The following is a 15,035-nucleotide window of genomic DNA, read 5'->3' as shown; positions in this document are numbered from 1 at the left end:
GAGTTAGTCGGAAATTTTGCCACAAGCGGGCGCGATAGTTGGGAACCGCCCGCCTGCCGGAATGAAAATGCTGTTTTATTGATTATCAAATAATTAAACAGAAACTCCCAGTATGCCGACTATTAGGAATACCACCTATTGCTCTGGTAGGCATTACAAAACTACCATTTTCATGAACTTTATTGTCAAGTTTAACGTATATAAAACTTGATAAACCTCCTGTTATATTCTATCTTTACTATTACTGACAAGAGCATAAGCAGAAACTACCGTTGGAACTATACTATGTCATCTATTGCTGAAATGATTTCCAAGAAAGTCGAAAATATGCCCGCTGGGTCAGTTTTTGACTACGCTCGGCTTGGGATTGCTTCCGATCAGTTTGTTACAGCTGCTCAATCGTTAAGCCGATTAACTAGGAAGGGGATAATTTCCCGTCTTTCGAAGGGTAAGTACTATAAACCACAGCAGTCAAAATTTGGCAATAGCAGACCCAAGGAGTCAGCATTCGTAGATGCATTAACCGTTAGACAAAATAAAAGAATCGGATATTTGACAGGGCTGTCGGTTTACAATCAACTCGGTCTCACATCACAAGTTTCCAATACCTTGGTGATTGCTACAGCCAACCCATTGCAGCCGAAAAAGCTCGAAGGTTATAATGTAAAGTATGTAAGAAGGAATGTCAGCTTTTTAGATGACGATATTCCGCTGCTTCAGCTTTTGGATGCGTTACGGGATATTAAATCAATTCCCGATTCAAACCCGGATGACTCTCTTAAAATTTTGAAGGCACGTATTGCTGACCTATCAAAAGCGAAAAAGAAAAGACTGATTGCACTCGCGTTGTCATTCAATCCCGGAACCCGTGCTTTGTTGGGAGCGTTGATAGAGAAATATTTCCCCGAAGTAAGTGCACTTAAATTAAAACAGTCTATCAATAGGCTCTCCATTTTTGAAGCGGGAGTTTCAACTGAATTGCTTCCCAATAAACCTTCCTGGAACTTGATATGACTTTCCACAAATCCAATGATTTCGTTGATGCGATTGAATCCGCAGCTGCTCATTTCAAGATGCGGACCATTTTCATTGAGAAAGACTATTGGGTTACTCATGTCTTGAAAAACCTTTCCGCTTCAAAACTTGTAGACGAGGTAATTTTCAAAGGAGGAACATCGCTTTCAAAAGCACACGACTGTATAAACCGTTTCTCGGAAGATATTGACCTGGCAATTCTCAAGACTGAAGGCATGTCAGGAAACCAAATCACGAATAAAATAAAGGAGACCGAAAAAATTGTCAGTGCAGGGTTGGATTACTTTCAGCATCCACTCGAAGAGAAGAAAGGCAGAAACAGGAGGACATTCTATCACTATACCAAAGCCATAACTGACCAAAACTTTGGCCAGATCAAAGATCACATACAGTTAGAAATTAACGCCTTTACTCAGCCGGTTCCGTATGAAAACAAAGTCATCCAATCGTATGTTGGTCAATTCCTGGCAGCGAAAGCTTTTGATGAGATCGTTAAACAATTTGGATTGGAGTCATTCGAGGTAAATGTACTTACACGAGAAAGAACGGTTTTTGAGAAATTATTATCACTTGTCAGACTCTCATATGAAGGAACAGAAAAAGTCAAAGGTAAGATCAGGCACATCTATGACATTCACCAACTATTAAATCAAACCGATCTAAAAGGCAAGATTCTCATCGAGGATAATTTTAAGATTCTTAAATGGGTGATGGAGGATGATGCAGCGAACGGGATTTTCGCGGGAGATTGGTTAGAGAAACCGTTGACGGATTCACCTCTTTTCAAAGATTTCGATTCGTTCTGGAAAGAACTGGAATCGACTTATACATCAGAGCTTGGTGAATTGGTGTGGAGTGAGCTTCCGAAGCCTGCGCTTGTGGTCAGTTCGTTTAAAGAGATTAAAAGCTTTCTTGAAGTATTTGATAAGACAGCAAAGAAAACGAAACAATGAAGTTTCAATATTGCTCGGACCTGCATCTTGAATTCCCAGTCAACAAAAAATACCTCAAGGCAAATCCAATAAAGCCGGGGGCCGAAACCCTTTTGCTTGCTGGTGATATCATTCCATTTATTGAGCTCGAAAAGGAAAACGAATTCTTCAATTTTCTTTCTGACAGCTTTGAGCATACGTATTGGATTCCTGGCAATCATGAATACTATCGGTCAGACATAACGGAAAGAACCGGAACGTTCCATGAGAAGATCAGAAGCAATGTGTCACTATTGAATAACAGTGTGATTGAACACAACGGAGTTCGACTTTTATTTTCAACGTTATGGTCTAAGATCAATCCGACTTTTGAATATTTGATCAAGAAGTCGATGGCCGACTTTCATTTGATCAAAAACAAGGGAAAGAAAATATCAGGCGATGACTATGATCAGCTTCATGAAGATTGCCGGGCGTTCCTGGTGAAGGAGTGGAGCACGGTGAGGAATCTTAAAACGATTGTCGTTACTCACCATCTGCCGACTCTCCTCAATTATCCGGAGAAGTACCGAGACAGCGAACTCAACTTAGCCTTTGCAACAGAGTTGTTTGACTTGATCGAGGCTTCAAATGCCGATTACTGGATCTTTGGACATAGTCATGAAGTGGTGCCGGATTTTAAGATTGGGAAGACAACGTTGACTACGAATCAGCTGGGGTATGTGGAGTATGGGGAGCATTTGAATTTTAAAAATCCCGAAGTAATCACTTAATAGCTTTGATATGGGCAAACAAAACAATTGCAAAAGTGAGTCCGACAAGCATAGTTCGGGAGTATATTTCATTCTAGCTCCTAACCAAGAAAAGATCAAAATTGGAAGGAGTAAGTCCGTGATGAAACGTTACGTGAACCTGAGAACAGGATTCATGGATGACGGACATCTAATGATGGTACTTCAATCAGAAGATGATGTATGGCTCGAAAAGCATTTGCATAAAATGCTAGGCGCATTTAGAAGTGATGGGGAGTGGTTTTATATAACCCATACGGTATACCGCTTTCTAGCAAGCTGTCATACCGATAAAAGCCTGCGTCTTCTTAACATATGGACTGGTAATACCTACAATGAGCTATTTAGATCAAAAGTACGCTTAGCACATGGTGACAGTATCGAATTTCGACACATGGTTGAACGGTGGTTAGTTTCAAAATTTTATCTTTTTATCATTTTCCTCATTGGCATGTATATGGCCGGCTTTGGATACTCAGATCCGAATTACACAGGTGTAATGAAATATATTGTCACTGTGGTTTATTTCTCAATGGGTGTACTAGTTCCGATTGTAATTCATTACAATGGAAGGCCTGAGCAAATGAATTTTAATTGTTGGCTAATGCTATCGATGCTTACTCTGTTTGGAATCGATCTAGCCTCCAGATACTTCGGACCAAATGATCTGTTTTCACTTGCATACAAAGCAAAGCAAGTGACGATACTGTTTTACTATTTTGGATGGGGAAACTTGATTTTGCATCAGATTCTTTTTGAAAAACTACAAGCAAAACATCCTGCGCTCTATAGGAGGATTAAAGCTTTCTTCACTATAAAATTTCTTAACAGGTAATACCACAACACAACTATGCTAGACAAATTAATAAAGACATCAACTCTAATCGGTGCATTTTTGATCTTCTGCGGAGTGTTGAAACTGATGCTTTTCTACAACGCCTTCAACATAAGAATCATTGATTACTTAACATTTTCAGAAATCATAACATCTTTTCTCGATGACATAAATGTACTGCTTTTACTAGTTGCTCTTATGATTTTTCAATCGGTTACCGTCTTTGGGTTTGTTCGATGGAAAAACAAAATGGCGTGGGATCACTTTCTAGAAGCGACAATTGGATTTGTGTATGCTCATAAAAAAGGATACTTGATATTTTTCTGTTTGGCAGTGTTGATTCTTTCGGGTCTTCTAGCTGGAGGTATCGTTGTATATCATTACGCAATTATATATGCGATACTCTTTTTCATTTTGCAGTTTTTTACTACTGCCTTTATGACCAAGGATGAGGAAGGTAAAATTGAAACGCCAGATGAGTTAGCAATCTTGAGCGGATTGATTACTATACTCATTGGTATCTTTCTGCTTGCACAGCATGATATTGAGCGTACTATAAGTGATGATCAGAAAGTCGAATTGGTAACAGAGAAAGAGACCTTTCATTGCGGTGACGGTTCACGCATCATCTTTGTTGGAAAGACCGATGGCTATACCTTCTTGTTCAATACTGAAACAAAAGCCAGCACTGTACTACCAATGAACATAGTTGATAAAATGCAATTCAATTAACCCAGGCCACCTATGTGGATTTACGAAAATATTGATGAAATCGATGCCGAGCAATTATTACTTAAATACGGCCACAGAGATAAAAATAACTATGGCGAGGCCGAGATAATATACCCAGGCAAGCCTTCAAAGGCAAAAATGTCATTAACATCAAAATATGGAATGGGGGAATTCCCGTTCCATACTGATGTAGCCTATTGGCCGATGCCAGCAAAATATTTAGCTTTCTACTGCTTAAATCCAGGCCAAGGAGGGAGGGTTACGCGCATCATAAATTTGGAGAGCAAGCTAGACGAGTTCGCCAAAGTCATTGGGCAAAAGAGTGATCTTTTCGTTATAAAAAAACGGGCAAAGCCATTTTATACGAAGTTGATTAATGGCAGCAAGCATGATAGATGGATTCGGTGGGACCAAGAAATAATGTCACCTGTAATTGAACCGAAAATTTCGAGCAGAATTAATGAATATATCAGCCAGCAAGAAGCGTTTAACATCCATTGGAAGCCTGACATGTTGGTGATTATCGATAACAGGCGAATGTTACATGCGCGAGGGAATTCTGATGTCATTGACTCGGACAGAATTTTAAAAAGAATTTTTATTAACTAACAATGATTTGGACATCTGAAAGCCTCTTTGCAAAGGCAAAGCTCTTTTATTCGAAGGCGCAGGATGCGGGCGTTGATTCACCTGACTTTGCCCTAAACTCGGCCTTAAGCCTTGAATTACTTTCCCGAAGTGCACTCTCCTACGTTTCTCCAGTCTTAAATGCAGACCCACAAAATGAAGGTCAAAATATTTTGTTTGCTTTAGGGTTTCCGTTGAAGAAAGGGTTTCCGCGATCTATACCGTTCCACTCAGTCACAATAAGATTGGAACAAATTGTAGACAATTATCAAAAGAAGGCCTGTCGAGAATTCTCTGAATATTTTGCAGGACTTCGGAACGAGGAGCTGCACACTGGTGGAGCGCCATTTGAGAACTTAAAAAATTCGGAATGGCTACCCAAATTCTATCAGACCGTTGCAGTACTGTGCGAGTTCATGAAAAAAGATATTGATGAAATCGTTGGTGATGACGCTGAGCATGCACTCGAGCTGATTAAGGATCAGGAGGAGTCCGACAATTCTAAAGCGAAAGAAAAGATTGGCATTGCAAAAGCAGCTTTCGGAAAACTTTCTAAGCAGCAACAAGAGGCGAAAACCTTATTGGCAGCAACAGATCCGACACATGGTAGATGGGGATACTCAAAGGTAACTTGCCCAGCTTGCTCATCGGATGCTGCCTTGTACGGAATAAGAAGCAAGACAAGCGAACCACAATATGACGGGGGGCTTTTCTGCAGTGTTACATTCAAAGCTACCAAGCTTGTGTGCAAGGCATGTGCATTGGAGCTATCACCGACACCAGAATTAATTGCTGCAGGAGTTAATATATCGTTTACAGAGAGAGAAGATCTTGATTTACATGATTATTTCCAGCCAGAATATCCTGATGACTATGGTAACATGTAAGTCCATCTTGAATGACTCCACCGGAATCATTACCTTTGATACAGTTTGATGATTTTTGCACTGTGTTCCTTAGTGACTAATTCGGGAGCGGCAGTAGTCTGAAATGCGAAAGGACTCTGCATAATAGGTTTAAGTCAATGATTGTGATCCCACGGTATCCCAGCGGGATCACGAGAAGCTCAGCAGAAATGCTGAGCTTTGTTGCTTGTTGGATCACTAACAAAGCTCTACGATAAAATGAGAAGCTGTTCTCTGCTTCTCTTGCAGGTAGTTTTCCATAGGGAGGGATTGCGTCACGCCATCACACAGCCCTACCCTTCCGTTCACCCCGGTATAACGCCCGGGACAGACGCATTGACGTACTACCACAGACCGATGACGCTGATGGGAGTAGTGAACCTAAAAATAGACATTAGGTGCTCCGATCTGGCTTCAGTGTGCTTGTAGAGTGGCATCGATGCTGTCCAGATGGGTTACCGATGTTGTATCGATGATCCCATTATTCTCCCATGCTGTCCAGATGGTGTCTTATCAAGGTTTCATATTCCCCCATTGTTCTCCCATGCTTCTCTAGATGACCCCTATCTGGCATGAGAACTTTTCCATAAAAAGGGGTTTCTATGGAACAAAATCTACGGCTACTCCCCATGCACTCCACGGATACACCGTAGTGAACCTATAGCCTTCGTTTTGGAATCCCGCTTTGATATAAGCCGGTTTACGGACAAATTTTTGTTTCAATAAATTGTTTGTCTACTCGACTCTGTTCAAGGTTTTGATCAAGCTAACTATCCATAGGATAGGATAGGATAGGCAAAAATCTTAATTTAGATACAACAAGGAGATATAGGCTATGATGTGATGATCACCTTAAGTGTAAACCGCTTTTTAACGAAGCTCATTTACTTGCTATAGATTTCCGGTACTGAACACCCCAATTACTCATGGCCTCTACCACCTTTTTCAAACTTTTCCCTTGCTGAGTTAACTCATACTCCACCGTTATAGGCGTCGTATTCTTGACGGTCCGCTTTAAAAGGTGATTCATTTCAAGATCTTTCAGCTCTTTCGACAAAACTTTCGGAGCGATACCCTCCAGATGCCTTCCCAGATCCGTAAAGCGGAGCCTTTCATTATAGTGAAGCGAACCGATGATGGCAATTTTCCATTTGCCACTTAATAAATCCTGGGCGTCTTTCATTGCCCTGATATTTCTTAAACAATCCTCGGACAAACTGGCCTTCTTTTTCATCGCATCATAGTTAACAGTTACAAAGATAACAACCCCTACCTCTTACTCTGTAGGTTACCAAATGGTAATCGATTACCCCATGGTAACGAATAGCAGACATGGTCATAAGTACATATAATTTTGCTTCACACAAGGCCAAAGAAAATAAATTACTATGAGCAAAATTCTTATCACTGGAGCAACAGGAAATCTTGGTAAGGCGACTATTGAACGATTGTTGCAAATGTTGTCCCCTAATTATATTGTCGGATTCGGAAGGCAAGAAAACAGAAACAAAGACCTCGCCGACAAAATTGAAATGAAATACGGCGACTTCGATGATGTAGCGTCGGTTGATCGGGCTATGGAAGGCATCGAAAAAGTGCTGTTAATCTCGACGGTCGACCATCACCGGTATCAGCAGCACAGAAATGTGATTGATGCTGCGAAGCGTGCCGGTGCTAACCACATCTCCTATACCAGCGTAGCCATCAAGGACGTACAGGCTTCACTTGTTAATAGCCACCTTGAAAGTCATATCCAAACAGAGGACTATATAAAAGGAAGTGGCCTTTCGTATAACATTTTCCGGAACAGCCTTTATACCGATGTTATTCCAATATATGTAGGGCAACATGTTTTCGAACAGGGTATCTATCTACCCGCAGGAAGTGGTAGGGTTGCGTTTGCTCTTCGTAGCGAAATGGGTGAAGGCATTGCCAACGCCCTGATGCAGAAAGGGAATGAGAACAGGATATGCCACCTCACCGGGCGCGAATTGTATTCCTTTAGCGATATCGCAAGGGTGCTATCTGAAATTTCTGGTAAGACGATTCCTTTCGTGGATGCAGACCCTAATACGTTCCCAGACAAATTGAAGAATCTTGGTGTGCCTGAAAGAATGATAGCGATCATTTCGGGCTTTACTGGCGATATAAGGAACAAGCAGTACGAAATTCAGTCAAACGACCTGGAGCAATTGTTAGGTAGGAGACCTTCGACGTTGGAGCAGGCGTTGAAGTTAATTTATCATTGAGCAATTTTGCGGAACGGATTTTTTTAAGAGCATGTGAAGGAGTTGTTTCAATTGGAACCTTAAGACCCAAAGCCAGATGAAGTTCATCAGGCTTTTTTGTTTTCAGGTCTTGATGAAATTTTAAATCCAAAATATTCTGATTTATATGATCCAGATTCCGCAGCGCAGAAATTGCACAACGTCAACCTCAATCCTTTGTAATGTCCTAAGTTGATAAGTGTGCATTTAGATGTTGTATCTCTGTGGTACATCCCATCCGCAGTCGTCACACGGCACACAGTCCAGTACTTCAAGCTCGCTAAAACATATTGGACACTGTTCCATTCGTCTTTTAATTCGGAGTCCAAATTTTCAAGGGCTGGGGCATTTTAATACTGCACTTGATACGAAGCTCCAAGTGCTTTGCTCTTTGACTCATACTCAATTGGAGGAAACAACAAATCGATTACCGGTTCATATATTAATTCAATACTCATAAGAGATCTCAGCTGATAACCGGAAATCAAAGTAGGAATAACAACTTTTCGCCTACATCAGCATCATCAATCCTGATGGCTTAGCATGTTATAAATCCGAAGCAGGAAATGAATGATTTTTACCGAATATACTGCACGCTTATGGAGACAAAGGCAACGAATAATTTGCTCTTCACCATAAAACGACTCATATATAATCAGGATTAGAGTTCCAACCTGTTAGATAGTGGATTCAGCACAATTTTAATAGAAACGTCCCCATTTACCCTCACCTTGTCTAAAATTTGCCGATCTTATGGGCGCAATTGGTAGCCTCTCTCAGTATGGATAATGTAATTAAAATCAACGAAGCCTCTTTCAACACCATCACAAGGGTGATCACTGATAATGCCAGTAACGCATTGTTTTTAATGGACGCCAATGGAGTTTGTACTTTCGTTAATCCGGCAGCAGAAAAGATTTTTGGTTTTAAGCTTCAAGAATTGAGTGAGAAGCCTTTGCATGACTATATCCACTGCAAGCATGCCGATGGATCACCCTTTCCGATAGAGGATTGTCCCATTGGGAATTCAGTCTTTTCCCTTCAGAACCTAAAGGAGCATGAGGATGTTTTTATAACCAAGCAAAATAAGTTTATACCGGTCAAATGTTCGGCCAAACCCATAATCAACAATAATGAATTGACGGGTGTGTTACTGGAAGTTCGTAATATCAGCCAGGAAAAACACGCGGAGGAAGCGCTGCGGGAGAGTGAACGCAAGTTTCGCGAAATGGCAACGAATCTCGAGATCCTTGTGAATGAGCGGACGAGGGAGTTACAAACCTCTAACGAAGATCTGCAGCAATTTGCCCATGTTGCGAGTCATGACTTGAAGGAACCAGTAAGAAAGATTCAGCTATTCGTAGCCCGACTTGCAAACTCGCTTTCCGACAGGGTAAATGAGAGTGAAAGGACATATCTTACCAGAATTCAAAATGCGGCCGATCGTCTCCGTATGATGATTGAAGGTGTTTTGACTTACTCTGCATTAAACAGCACAAGAGAACAAAAGCAAACAGTAGATTTAAATAGGGTAATGCAGGACATTGAGGAGGATCTTGAAGTAAACATAGAACAGACCAAGGCAAGAATACATTATGACCAGTTACCGAAGATAGAAGGAGCGCAATTCTTAATACATCAGCTTTTTTATAATCTTATCAACAACTCAATTAAATTTACTAAGCCGGGAGTTGCTCCAGAAATAACGATCGATGCTCAACTTAAAGATAATGAAGCAGAGATCACCATCACCGACAATGGAATTGGTTTCGACGATAAATATGTAAATACCATTTTTGAGCCGTTTACACGGCTAAATAATCGAAGTATGTTTGACGGCACTGGCCTAGGTCTATCGCTTTGCAAAAAAGTTGTTGAAAGACATAACGGGAAGATTTCAGCAACTGGTGAAGTTGATAAGGGTGCTAAGTTTATCGTAACCCTTCCTATTAAACAAAGCACCGCTTCATTGTAAGTATTAAGCTTTGAAGCTAATGTGCCCTATTCTGCAATCATTACTTGATACTGACAAGTCCTTTCAGATCAGCATGGTGGTGTGCTAAAAGAATATCTGATTACCAGCCACCCCAAAATAAATCACGTCAAGTAAGTACAACCATGTATTTTTAAAACCCTCTGGATCTAATTTGTTACTCACAAAAATCTATAACTCTTAATTCCGCGGAAATCAAAGAACATCTCAATTGCAGATATGAAGTTGAGATTCAACTAAGTAGTAAGACATGAATACCGTTTGATATTCATGTCTGTTCATATACCAACCACAATATTTTAACAGTCTGCGCTTCGAATATGAAGAGTTAAGCACCTAAGAACGGATAGTCGATGTATCCTTGCGCTCCTCCTCCAAACATGGTTGCCCTATCTGGTGTGTTCAGTGCTGCATCTTTCTCGAATCGTTGCGGAAGATCCGGGTTGGCCAAAAACAGTGTTCCGAAAGAGATAACCTTAGCAATACCTTTTTTAAGTTCAGCTTCTCCTGATACTTTGTCGTAACCCGAATTGGCTATAACCGAATGCCTGATTTGCTTGCCGAATAATTCTATTTCATCATCCTGAGGATAGTGTTGTACGGGGAACATAGGACTACGCTTCATCAACTCCACGTAGGCAAAATCCATTTTGTTAAGCTCTCTGATTAAATACGTGTAGGTATCCACCGGATTATCAAACAAAATATCCCCATATGGATGAAACGGCGAGAGCTTAATTCCTACTTTATCTCCTCCTACCTCACTGATCAACGCTTGCATTACTTCCAGCACAAACCGCGCTTTATTTTGGATACTTCCGCCATATTCGTCTGTTCTTTTGTTTGCGTTGTCTGCTAAAAACTGGTTAGGCAGATAACCGTTTGCTGAATGTAACTCAACACCGTCGAACCCGGCTTTCATTGCATTCTTTGCCGCCTGGCCATAATCTTTTATAATTTGTTTAATCTCTTCAAGCGTTAGGACGCGTGGTGTTTCATAATCTTTCATGCCTTGCGATGTATAGTGCTGTGAACCACTAATGGCTACAGCGGATGGCGCGACCGGCAGTACACCTTTGCGATCAATAGAGTGGCCGACACGACCAGTATGCCAAAGCTGGGCGATAATAATTCCCCCCTTATCGTGAACAGCTTGGGTAACTTTCTTCCACGCTTCAATTTGTTCATCCGTAAAAATGCCGGGAGTTAACGGACTACCTATTGCACCTTCACTAATATTGATGGCTTCGGTGAAGATGAGTCCGGCGCTGATTCGCTGAGTGTAATACTTTACGTGCATATCACCTACAACACCGTTAATATCCGCACGACTTCTTGTCATTGCAGACATAGCCATGCTGTTTTTCAATTTTAGCTTTCCTAATTGGGCTTGTTCTAATAGTTTCATAATGTCTTAGATTATAGTTGCTGTTTTGAAATACGTTTGTTTTAAAAATTGCTTCATGGTTGTAGGCTTCCTCCCCAAAAGCATTTCCAGGTCTGTAGTAATAGATTGAAATTCTCCTGACTTGATCGCCTCTGAAAGACCCGCGAATATTTTCACGGGCTGAAGGGACAGGCCATTCTTCTCCATTGTGGTTATATAGTCTGCTTTGGAAGGAGAGGCATACTTAATCTCTGTTCCTTCCATTTCACTTAAGATGGCTGCAACCTCAGCAAGTGATACATTTTCTGTATTGCTGATATTGTATTGCTTATTCAAATGTCCTTCCTGGGTTGCTACCTGAGCGATTGCTTCGGCAATGTCAGGACGTGTGATATACGCCGCCTTACCTTCACCTGCTGGCAGATAGATGCCACCTTTCAACACGTTCTGACCAAACATGATGGGGAGCAGTTCTGTATACAAGTTGTTCTTGAAAAGCGTGTAGGCAATACCACTTTCCTTTATGGCGGCATCAGTGGCCTTCAGAGATGAAGAGACAAAATCGAAGGGAGAATTCCTGGAGTCATTTCCTTCAAAGAAACTGGTGTACAACAAATGTTTCACTCCCACTTCTTTTGCCGCTGTGATAACATTATTGTGTTGTTCAACTCGCGTAGTAAGATCCCTTCCCGATACCAGGATTAATTTCTCTACTCCTTGAAACGCTTTAACCAATGTGGTGTACCAATCGTAATCCCCTACTCTTAGTTCAATTCCTTTGGCTTTTAAATCCTGTGCCTTTGCCTCCTCTCTCACTAAACCAATAATATTGTTTGCGCTTACACCTTTCTTTAAGAGCGAATTGATAATAGCGCTCCCGAGGTGCCCGTTTGCTCCTGTTACTAAAATCATATGTTTAAAAATTTATGTTATTATTTTCTTTACGATGTAAAGTTGGCTCACAGGAAATGGCAAAAGTTGTATCAGATCACTATTCTTACTTTCCTCTCGATTATTGTCTGAATAGCCAACAATGGGTGTGCATATACTTAGTTAACCGCTATAACTACTTTGCCAACGATGCCTCCTTTTTCAGCATATTCATAAGCTTCCTTACTTTGAGTGAATGGAAATACCTTGCTTACTTCAATCTGCAACCCGTTGTCAATCGCATGTAGTAGTTCATTAATGTACCGTTCTGAAGGAGCACTAAGAAGAACAATATGCTTTTTACTTCTGAATAGGTTTTTAATAGGATTTGTCAGGATGTCAATTGGGCCGGGAATAGGATTTATAAACACAGAATTGGACTTCATGATCTTTCTGGCGTTCTTATAACCCATTGTTCCGGACAGATCAATTACAACATCATAGGTGGTTCCCTTAGTAAGTACATCTTCTGTTTTGTAATCAACTACCGAATTTGCTCCCCATGATTTGGCAGAATTGATTGCGTTTGTACCGGTAACTGCCGTGATATTTCCGCCCTTAAGTTTTAAAAGCTGCAAGAGAAACATACCAAGTCCACCTGCTGCGCCATTAATCAATATCCTGGTATTGGGCGTGATTGTGCCCATCTTTTGTATTGCCATAACAGCGGCAACGCCAACGGTAGGAATGGATGCTGCTTGATGGAAATTGATATCCGCTGGCTTTTTCCAAACCAAGGAGGCTGATACAGCTACGTATTCGCCTAATGCCCCCTCCTTCATGTTGTTCTTTACTACTCCAAAAACCTCATCTCCTTTTTTAAGGGTAGTTACTGATGAACCGGTTTCTTCAATGATACCTGAAAAATCAGTTCCCGTGTGTTTAGGAAATTTGGAACCAGACATGAGTTTCATTTCACCTTTTCTGATTTTCCAATCCAAAGGATTAATTGAAACTGCTTTTACTTTAACCAAAACCTGGTTGTCCTGAATGGTAGGCTTCGGTTCTTCTATTGTTTGCAATACAGTAGTGCTGCCAAATTCTTTGTAAGCGATTGTTTTCATTTTTTTAATTTTTAGTTTTCCGATGAATTACGCTACAAAGATGGGCGGCTCGAAGCTAATGGACTTGTATCAGATCACTATTCTGTTTTAATGCAATGGGCGGCATACCAAACATTTCGTGCATGTATTTATTTAATTGGGGCAGGTCATAAAATCCGGTGTCGTACGCGATATCGGTAAGGGCTTTTTCCTTTTCAGAAAGTGTAACATAAATAGCCTGGCGCAGCCTGGTCCATAACAAATATTTAGACAAACTGCTACCGGTCTGTTCTTTAAACAATGAAGCCAAGCGCGAGGGAGAAAGAAAAACCAAGTCTGCAAAAGTTTGTGGGTTAATATCTCTTTCGAAGAAATTGGTTCTGATGTAGTCAACCATTTTAGTTACTCTCTCATCGTACTGCACAGGTGATAGCTTTGAAAGCAATGCGTTTATGATTGTTTGGATATCAAACTCATTTGGTGGGATGTTAAAGAATTGATGTATCTCGTCTCTGCCATTAAAAACAACAAAATCCTGATCAGTATCGAAACGTTCGGCAAGTTCTAAACCAACCATGGAGTACGGTTCAATATTTAGCACACTTAATGTCCCTTTTTCAGCAAAGCACATGTGACTAACCTGCGGTTTAATTAAAAAGCCATAGATGCCTTTGCATTCTTGCCCATTGATGGTGGAATTGAATGGAGCATCGTTTGACACGACAATTTGATACGCCGAATGTTGGTGAATCTCAACGGTAAGGTTGTGAGCCGTGAGCGCAAGAATAAATGGATTGCTTATTGATGTTTTTTTCATGTGTGAGTGCTGCAAAGCTGTGTCAAAATATTGACAATTACAGGAATTCACAACAACGCCTGATGCATTTACACAAACAAAAAAGAAAGTTTAACAAAATGAATTGATATCCTGAATAAACTTTCCTTTTATGCCATTACAGTGGTAAAGCCTTTGCTAAGCAATTAATAATCGTAATAAGGCTTTTAATTATAAGTATTGGAGTCGTGCTTTAACACAAATGTACTAAGCCTTCAGTAATCGTTGGAAATATTCACCGGTTGTTCAAACGCAGCACTACATCCTGCAACGACTCCGAAATTTTAATCTGGCAGGCCAATCTGCTATTCTCTAATACTACAGGCAGGGTATCTAACATGTCAAGTTCTGCATCTGTCTTGCCATTAAGTTTTTCCGCACCCTCCAGCACTTCAATATGACACGTTGCGCATAAAGCCATGCCTCCGCATGCTGCTTCAATGTCGTAATCAGATGCCTTCAGCACTTCCATCAAATTCAAATTCATGTCTGTAGGCACTTCGATTTCCCGTAGCGTTCCGTCTTCTTCCTTAACGTGAAATTTCACCATAGCTTAAAATGCATTAACTCCGTTTACTGTCGTGTATTTGAAGCTGAGTTTCTGGTTAGGATAAACAAATTTGAAAGCACTTTGTGCCATCAGGGCAGCTTCATGAAACCCTGAAAGTATCAGCTTTAATTTTCCAGGATATTTCTGTCTAATATACACATATGACGATGCCG

Annotated in this window: 15 protein-coding genes; 9 read left to right on the top strand and 6 right to left on the bottom strand. The window is 40.7% G+C overall.

Annotated features, from left to right (window positions below; translation table 11 throughout):
- Positions 1 to 207 precede the first annotated feature (207 nt).
- Genes KK060_RS18330 through KK060_RS18300 form a run of 7 tightly spaced genes read left to right on the top strand, consistent with a single transcriptional unit; the run spans position 208 to position 5,839 of the window.
- The gene (locus tag KK060_RS18330) at positions 208 to 1,014 is read left to right on the top strand and encodes a DUF6088 family protein (RefSeq protein WP_254155233.1); all 807 of its coding nucleotides are present in this window, start codon (positions 208 to 210) and stop codon (positions 1,012 to 1,014) included.
- On the top strand, positions 1,011 to 1,988 hold the full coding sequence (locus KK060_RS18325; RefSeq protein ID WP_254155232.1) for a nucleotidyl transferase AbiEii/AbiGii toxin family protein: 978 nt from the start codon (positions 1,011 to 1,013) through the stop codon (positions 1,986 to 1,988). The genes KK060_RS18330 and KK060_RS18325 overlap by 4 nt, the downstream gene beginning before the upstream one ends.
- Entirely contained in the window at positions 1,985 to 2,740 is a 756-nt protein-coding gene (locus KK060_RS18320) for a metallophosphoesterase (RefSeq protein ID WP_254155231.1), read from the top strand. Before KK060_RS18325 ends, KK060_RS18320 begins: the two co-directional genes overlap by 4 nt.
- Before the next feature lie 10 nt (positions 2,741 to 2,750).
- Entirely contained in the window at positions 2,751 to 3,593 is an 843-nt protein-coding gene (locus KK060_RS18315; RefSeq protein ID WP_302180117.1) for a GIY-YIG nuclease family protein, read from the top strand.
- A gap of 15 nt (positions 3,594 to 3,608) precedes the next feature.
- Entirely contained in the window at positions 3,609 to 4,325 is a 717-nt protein-coding gene (locus tag KK060_RS18310; RefSeq protein WP_254155229.1) for a hypothetical protein, read from the top strand.
- Between the two features lie 12 nt (positions 4,326 to 4,337).
- Entirely contained in the window at positions 4,338 to 4,934 is a 597-nt protein-coding gene (locus KK060_RS18305; RefSeq protein ID WP_254155228.1) for a TauD/TfdA family dioxygenase, read from the top strand.
- Positions 4,935 to 4,936: 2 nt separating this feature from the next.
- Positions 4,937 to 5,839, top strand: coding sequence for a hypothetical protein (locus KK060_RS18300; protein ID WP_254155227.1), 903 nt, complete (start codon positions 4,937 to 4,939; stop codon positions 5,837 to 5,839).
- An 898-nt stretch (positions 5,840 to 6,737) separates the two neighbouring features.
- Here the strand turns inward: KK060_RS18300 and KK060_RS18295 are convergent.
- A complete protein-coding gene (locus tag KK060_RS18295) occupies positions 6,738 to 7,091 on the bottom strand; it encodes a winged helix-turn-helix transcriptional regulator (protein WP_254155226.1) in 354 nt (117 codons plus the stop codon).
- A gap of 154 nt (positions 7,092 to 7,245) precedes the next feature.
- Between KK060_RS18295 and KK060_RS18290 the strand changes: the two genes are divergently transcribed.
- Together KK060_RS18290 and KK060_RS18285 are read left to right on the top strand one after the other, a co-directional pair.
- Entirely contained in the window at positions 7,246 to 8,106 is an 861-nt protein-coding gene (locus KK060_RS18290) for an SDR family oxidoreductase (RefSeq protein ID WP_254155225.1), read from the top strand.
- A 799-nt stretch (positions 8,107 to 8,905) separates the two neighbouring features.
- The gene (locus KK060_RS18285; RefSeq protein ID WP_254155224.1) at positions 8,906 to 10,099 is read left to right on the top strand and encodes a PAS domain-containing sensor histidine kinase; all 1,194 of its coding nucleotides are present in this window, start codon (positions 8,906 to 8,908) and stop codon (positions 10,097 to 10,099) included.
- Between the two features lie 346 nt (positions 10,100 to 10,445).
- On the opposite strand, the gene KK060_RS18280 is transcribed toward KK060_RS18285, so the two are convergent.
- The 5 genes from KK060_RS18280 to KK060_RS18260 form a co-directional block, all read right to left on the bottom strand.
- Positions 10,446 to 11,525 carry an alkene reductase gene (locus KK060_RS18280; protein ID WP_254155223.1) on the bottom strand — a complete coding sequence of 360 codons (1,080 nt, stop codon included), beginning with the start codon at positions 11,523 to 11,525 and terminating at the stop codon, positions 10,446 to 10,448.
- Positions 11,526 to 11,531: 6 nt separating this feature from the next.
- Positions 11,532 to 12,416 (bottom strand): SDR family oxidoreductase, encoded by an 885-nt coding sequence (locus tag KK060_RS18275; protein WP_254155222.1) that lies wholly within the window; start codon positions 12,414 to 12,416, stop codon positions 11,532 to 11,534.
- A 137-nt stretch (positions 12,417 to 12,553) separates the two neighbouring features.
- Entirely contained in the window at positions 12,554 to 13,498 is a 945-nt protein-coding gene (locus KK060_RS18270) for an NAD(P)-dependent alcohol dehydrogenase (protein ID WP_254155221.1), read from the bottom strand.
- Between the two features lie 55 nt (positions 13,499 to 13,553).
- Positions 13,554 to 14,294 carry a helix-turn-helix domain-containing protein gene (locus KK060_RS18265; protein WP_254155220.1) on the bottom strand — a complete coding sequence of 247 codons (741 nt, stop codon included), beginning with the start codon at positions 14,292 to 14,294 and terminating at the stop codon, positions 13,554 to 13,556.
- Positions 14,295 to 14,547: 253 nt separating this feature from the next.
- Positions 14,548 to 14,862, bottom strand: coding sequence for a 2Fe-2S iron-sulfur cluster-binding protein (locus tag KK060_RS18260; RefSeq protein WP_254155219.1), 315 nt, complete (start codon positions 14,860 to 14,862; stop codon positions 14,548 to 14,550).
- Positions 14,863 to 15,035: the final 173 nt, after the last annotated feature.

This window comes from Chryseosolibacter indicum, from assembly GCF_018598585.1.
Lineage (GTDB): Bacteria > Bacteroidota > Bacteroidia > Cytophagales > Cyclobacteriaceae > Chryseosolibacter > Chryseosolibacter indicus.
This window is presented reverse-complemented; position numbering and strand designations above follow the sequence as displayed.

Coding starts and splice junctions, on each gene's coding strand:
- KK060_RS18290 (WP_254155225.1), top strand. CDS start 7,246: ATGAGCAAAATTCTTATCACTGGAGCAACAGGAAATCTTGGTAAGGCG.
- KK060_RS18270 (WP_254155221.1), bottom strand. CDS start 13,498: ATGAAAACAATCGCTTACAAAGAATTTGGCAGCACTACTGTATTGCAA.
- KK060_RS18280 (WP_254155223.1), bottom strand. CDS start 11,525: ATGAAACTATTAGAACAAGCCCAATTAGGAAAGCTAAAATTGAAAAAC.
- KK060_RS18265 (WP_254155220.1), bottom strand. CDS start 14,294: ATGAAAAAAACATCAATAAGCAATCCATTTATTCTTGCGCTCACGGCT.
- KK060_RS18260 (WP_254155219.1), bottom strand. CDS start 14,862: ATGGTGAAATTTCACGTTAAGGAAGAAGACGGAACGCTACGGGAAATC.
- KK060_RS18310 (WP_254155229.1), top strand. CDS start 3,609: ATGCTAGACAAATTAATAAAGACATCAACTCTAATCGGTGCATTTTTG.
- KK060_RS18295 (WP_254155226.1), bottom strand. CDS start 7,091: ATGAAAAAGAAGGCCAGTTTGTCCGAGGATTGTTTAAGAAATATCAGG.
- KK060_RS18275 (WP_254155222.1), bottom strand. CDS start 12,416: ATGATTTTAGTAACAGGAGCAAACGGGCACCTCGGGAGCGCTATTATC.
- KK060_RS18305 (WP_254155228.1), top strand. CDS start 4,338: ATGTGGATTTACGAAAATATTGATGAAATCGATGCCGAGCAATTATTA.
- KK060_RS18320 (WP_254155231.1), top strand. CDS start 1,985: ATGAAGTTTCAATATTGCTCGGACCTGCATCTTGAATTCCCAGTCAAC.
- KK060_RS18325 (WP_254155232.1), top strand. CDS start 1,011: ATGACTTTCCACAAATCCAATGATTTCGTTGATGCGATTGAATCCGCA.
- KK060_RS18300 (WP_254155227.1), top strand. CDS start 4,937: ATGATTTGGACATCTGAAAGCCTCTTTGCAAAGGCAAAGCTCTTTTAT.
- KK060_RS18315 (WP_302180117.1), top strand. CDS start 2,751: ATGGGCAAACAAAACAATTGCAAAAGTGAGTCCGACAAGCATAGTTCG.
- KK060_RS18285 (WP_254155224.1), top strand. CDS start 8,906: ATGGATAATGTAATTAAAATCAACGAAGCCTCTTTCAACACCATCACA.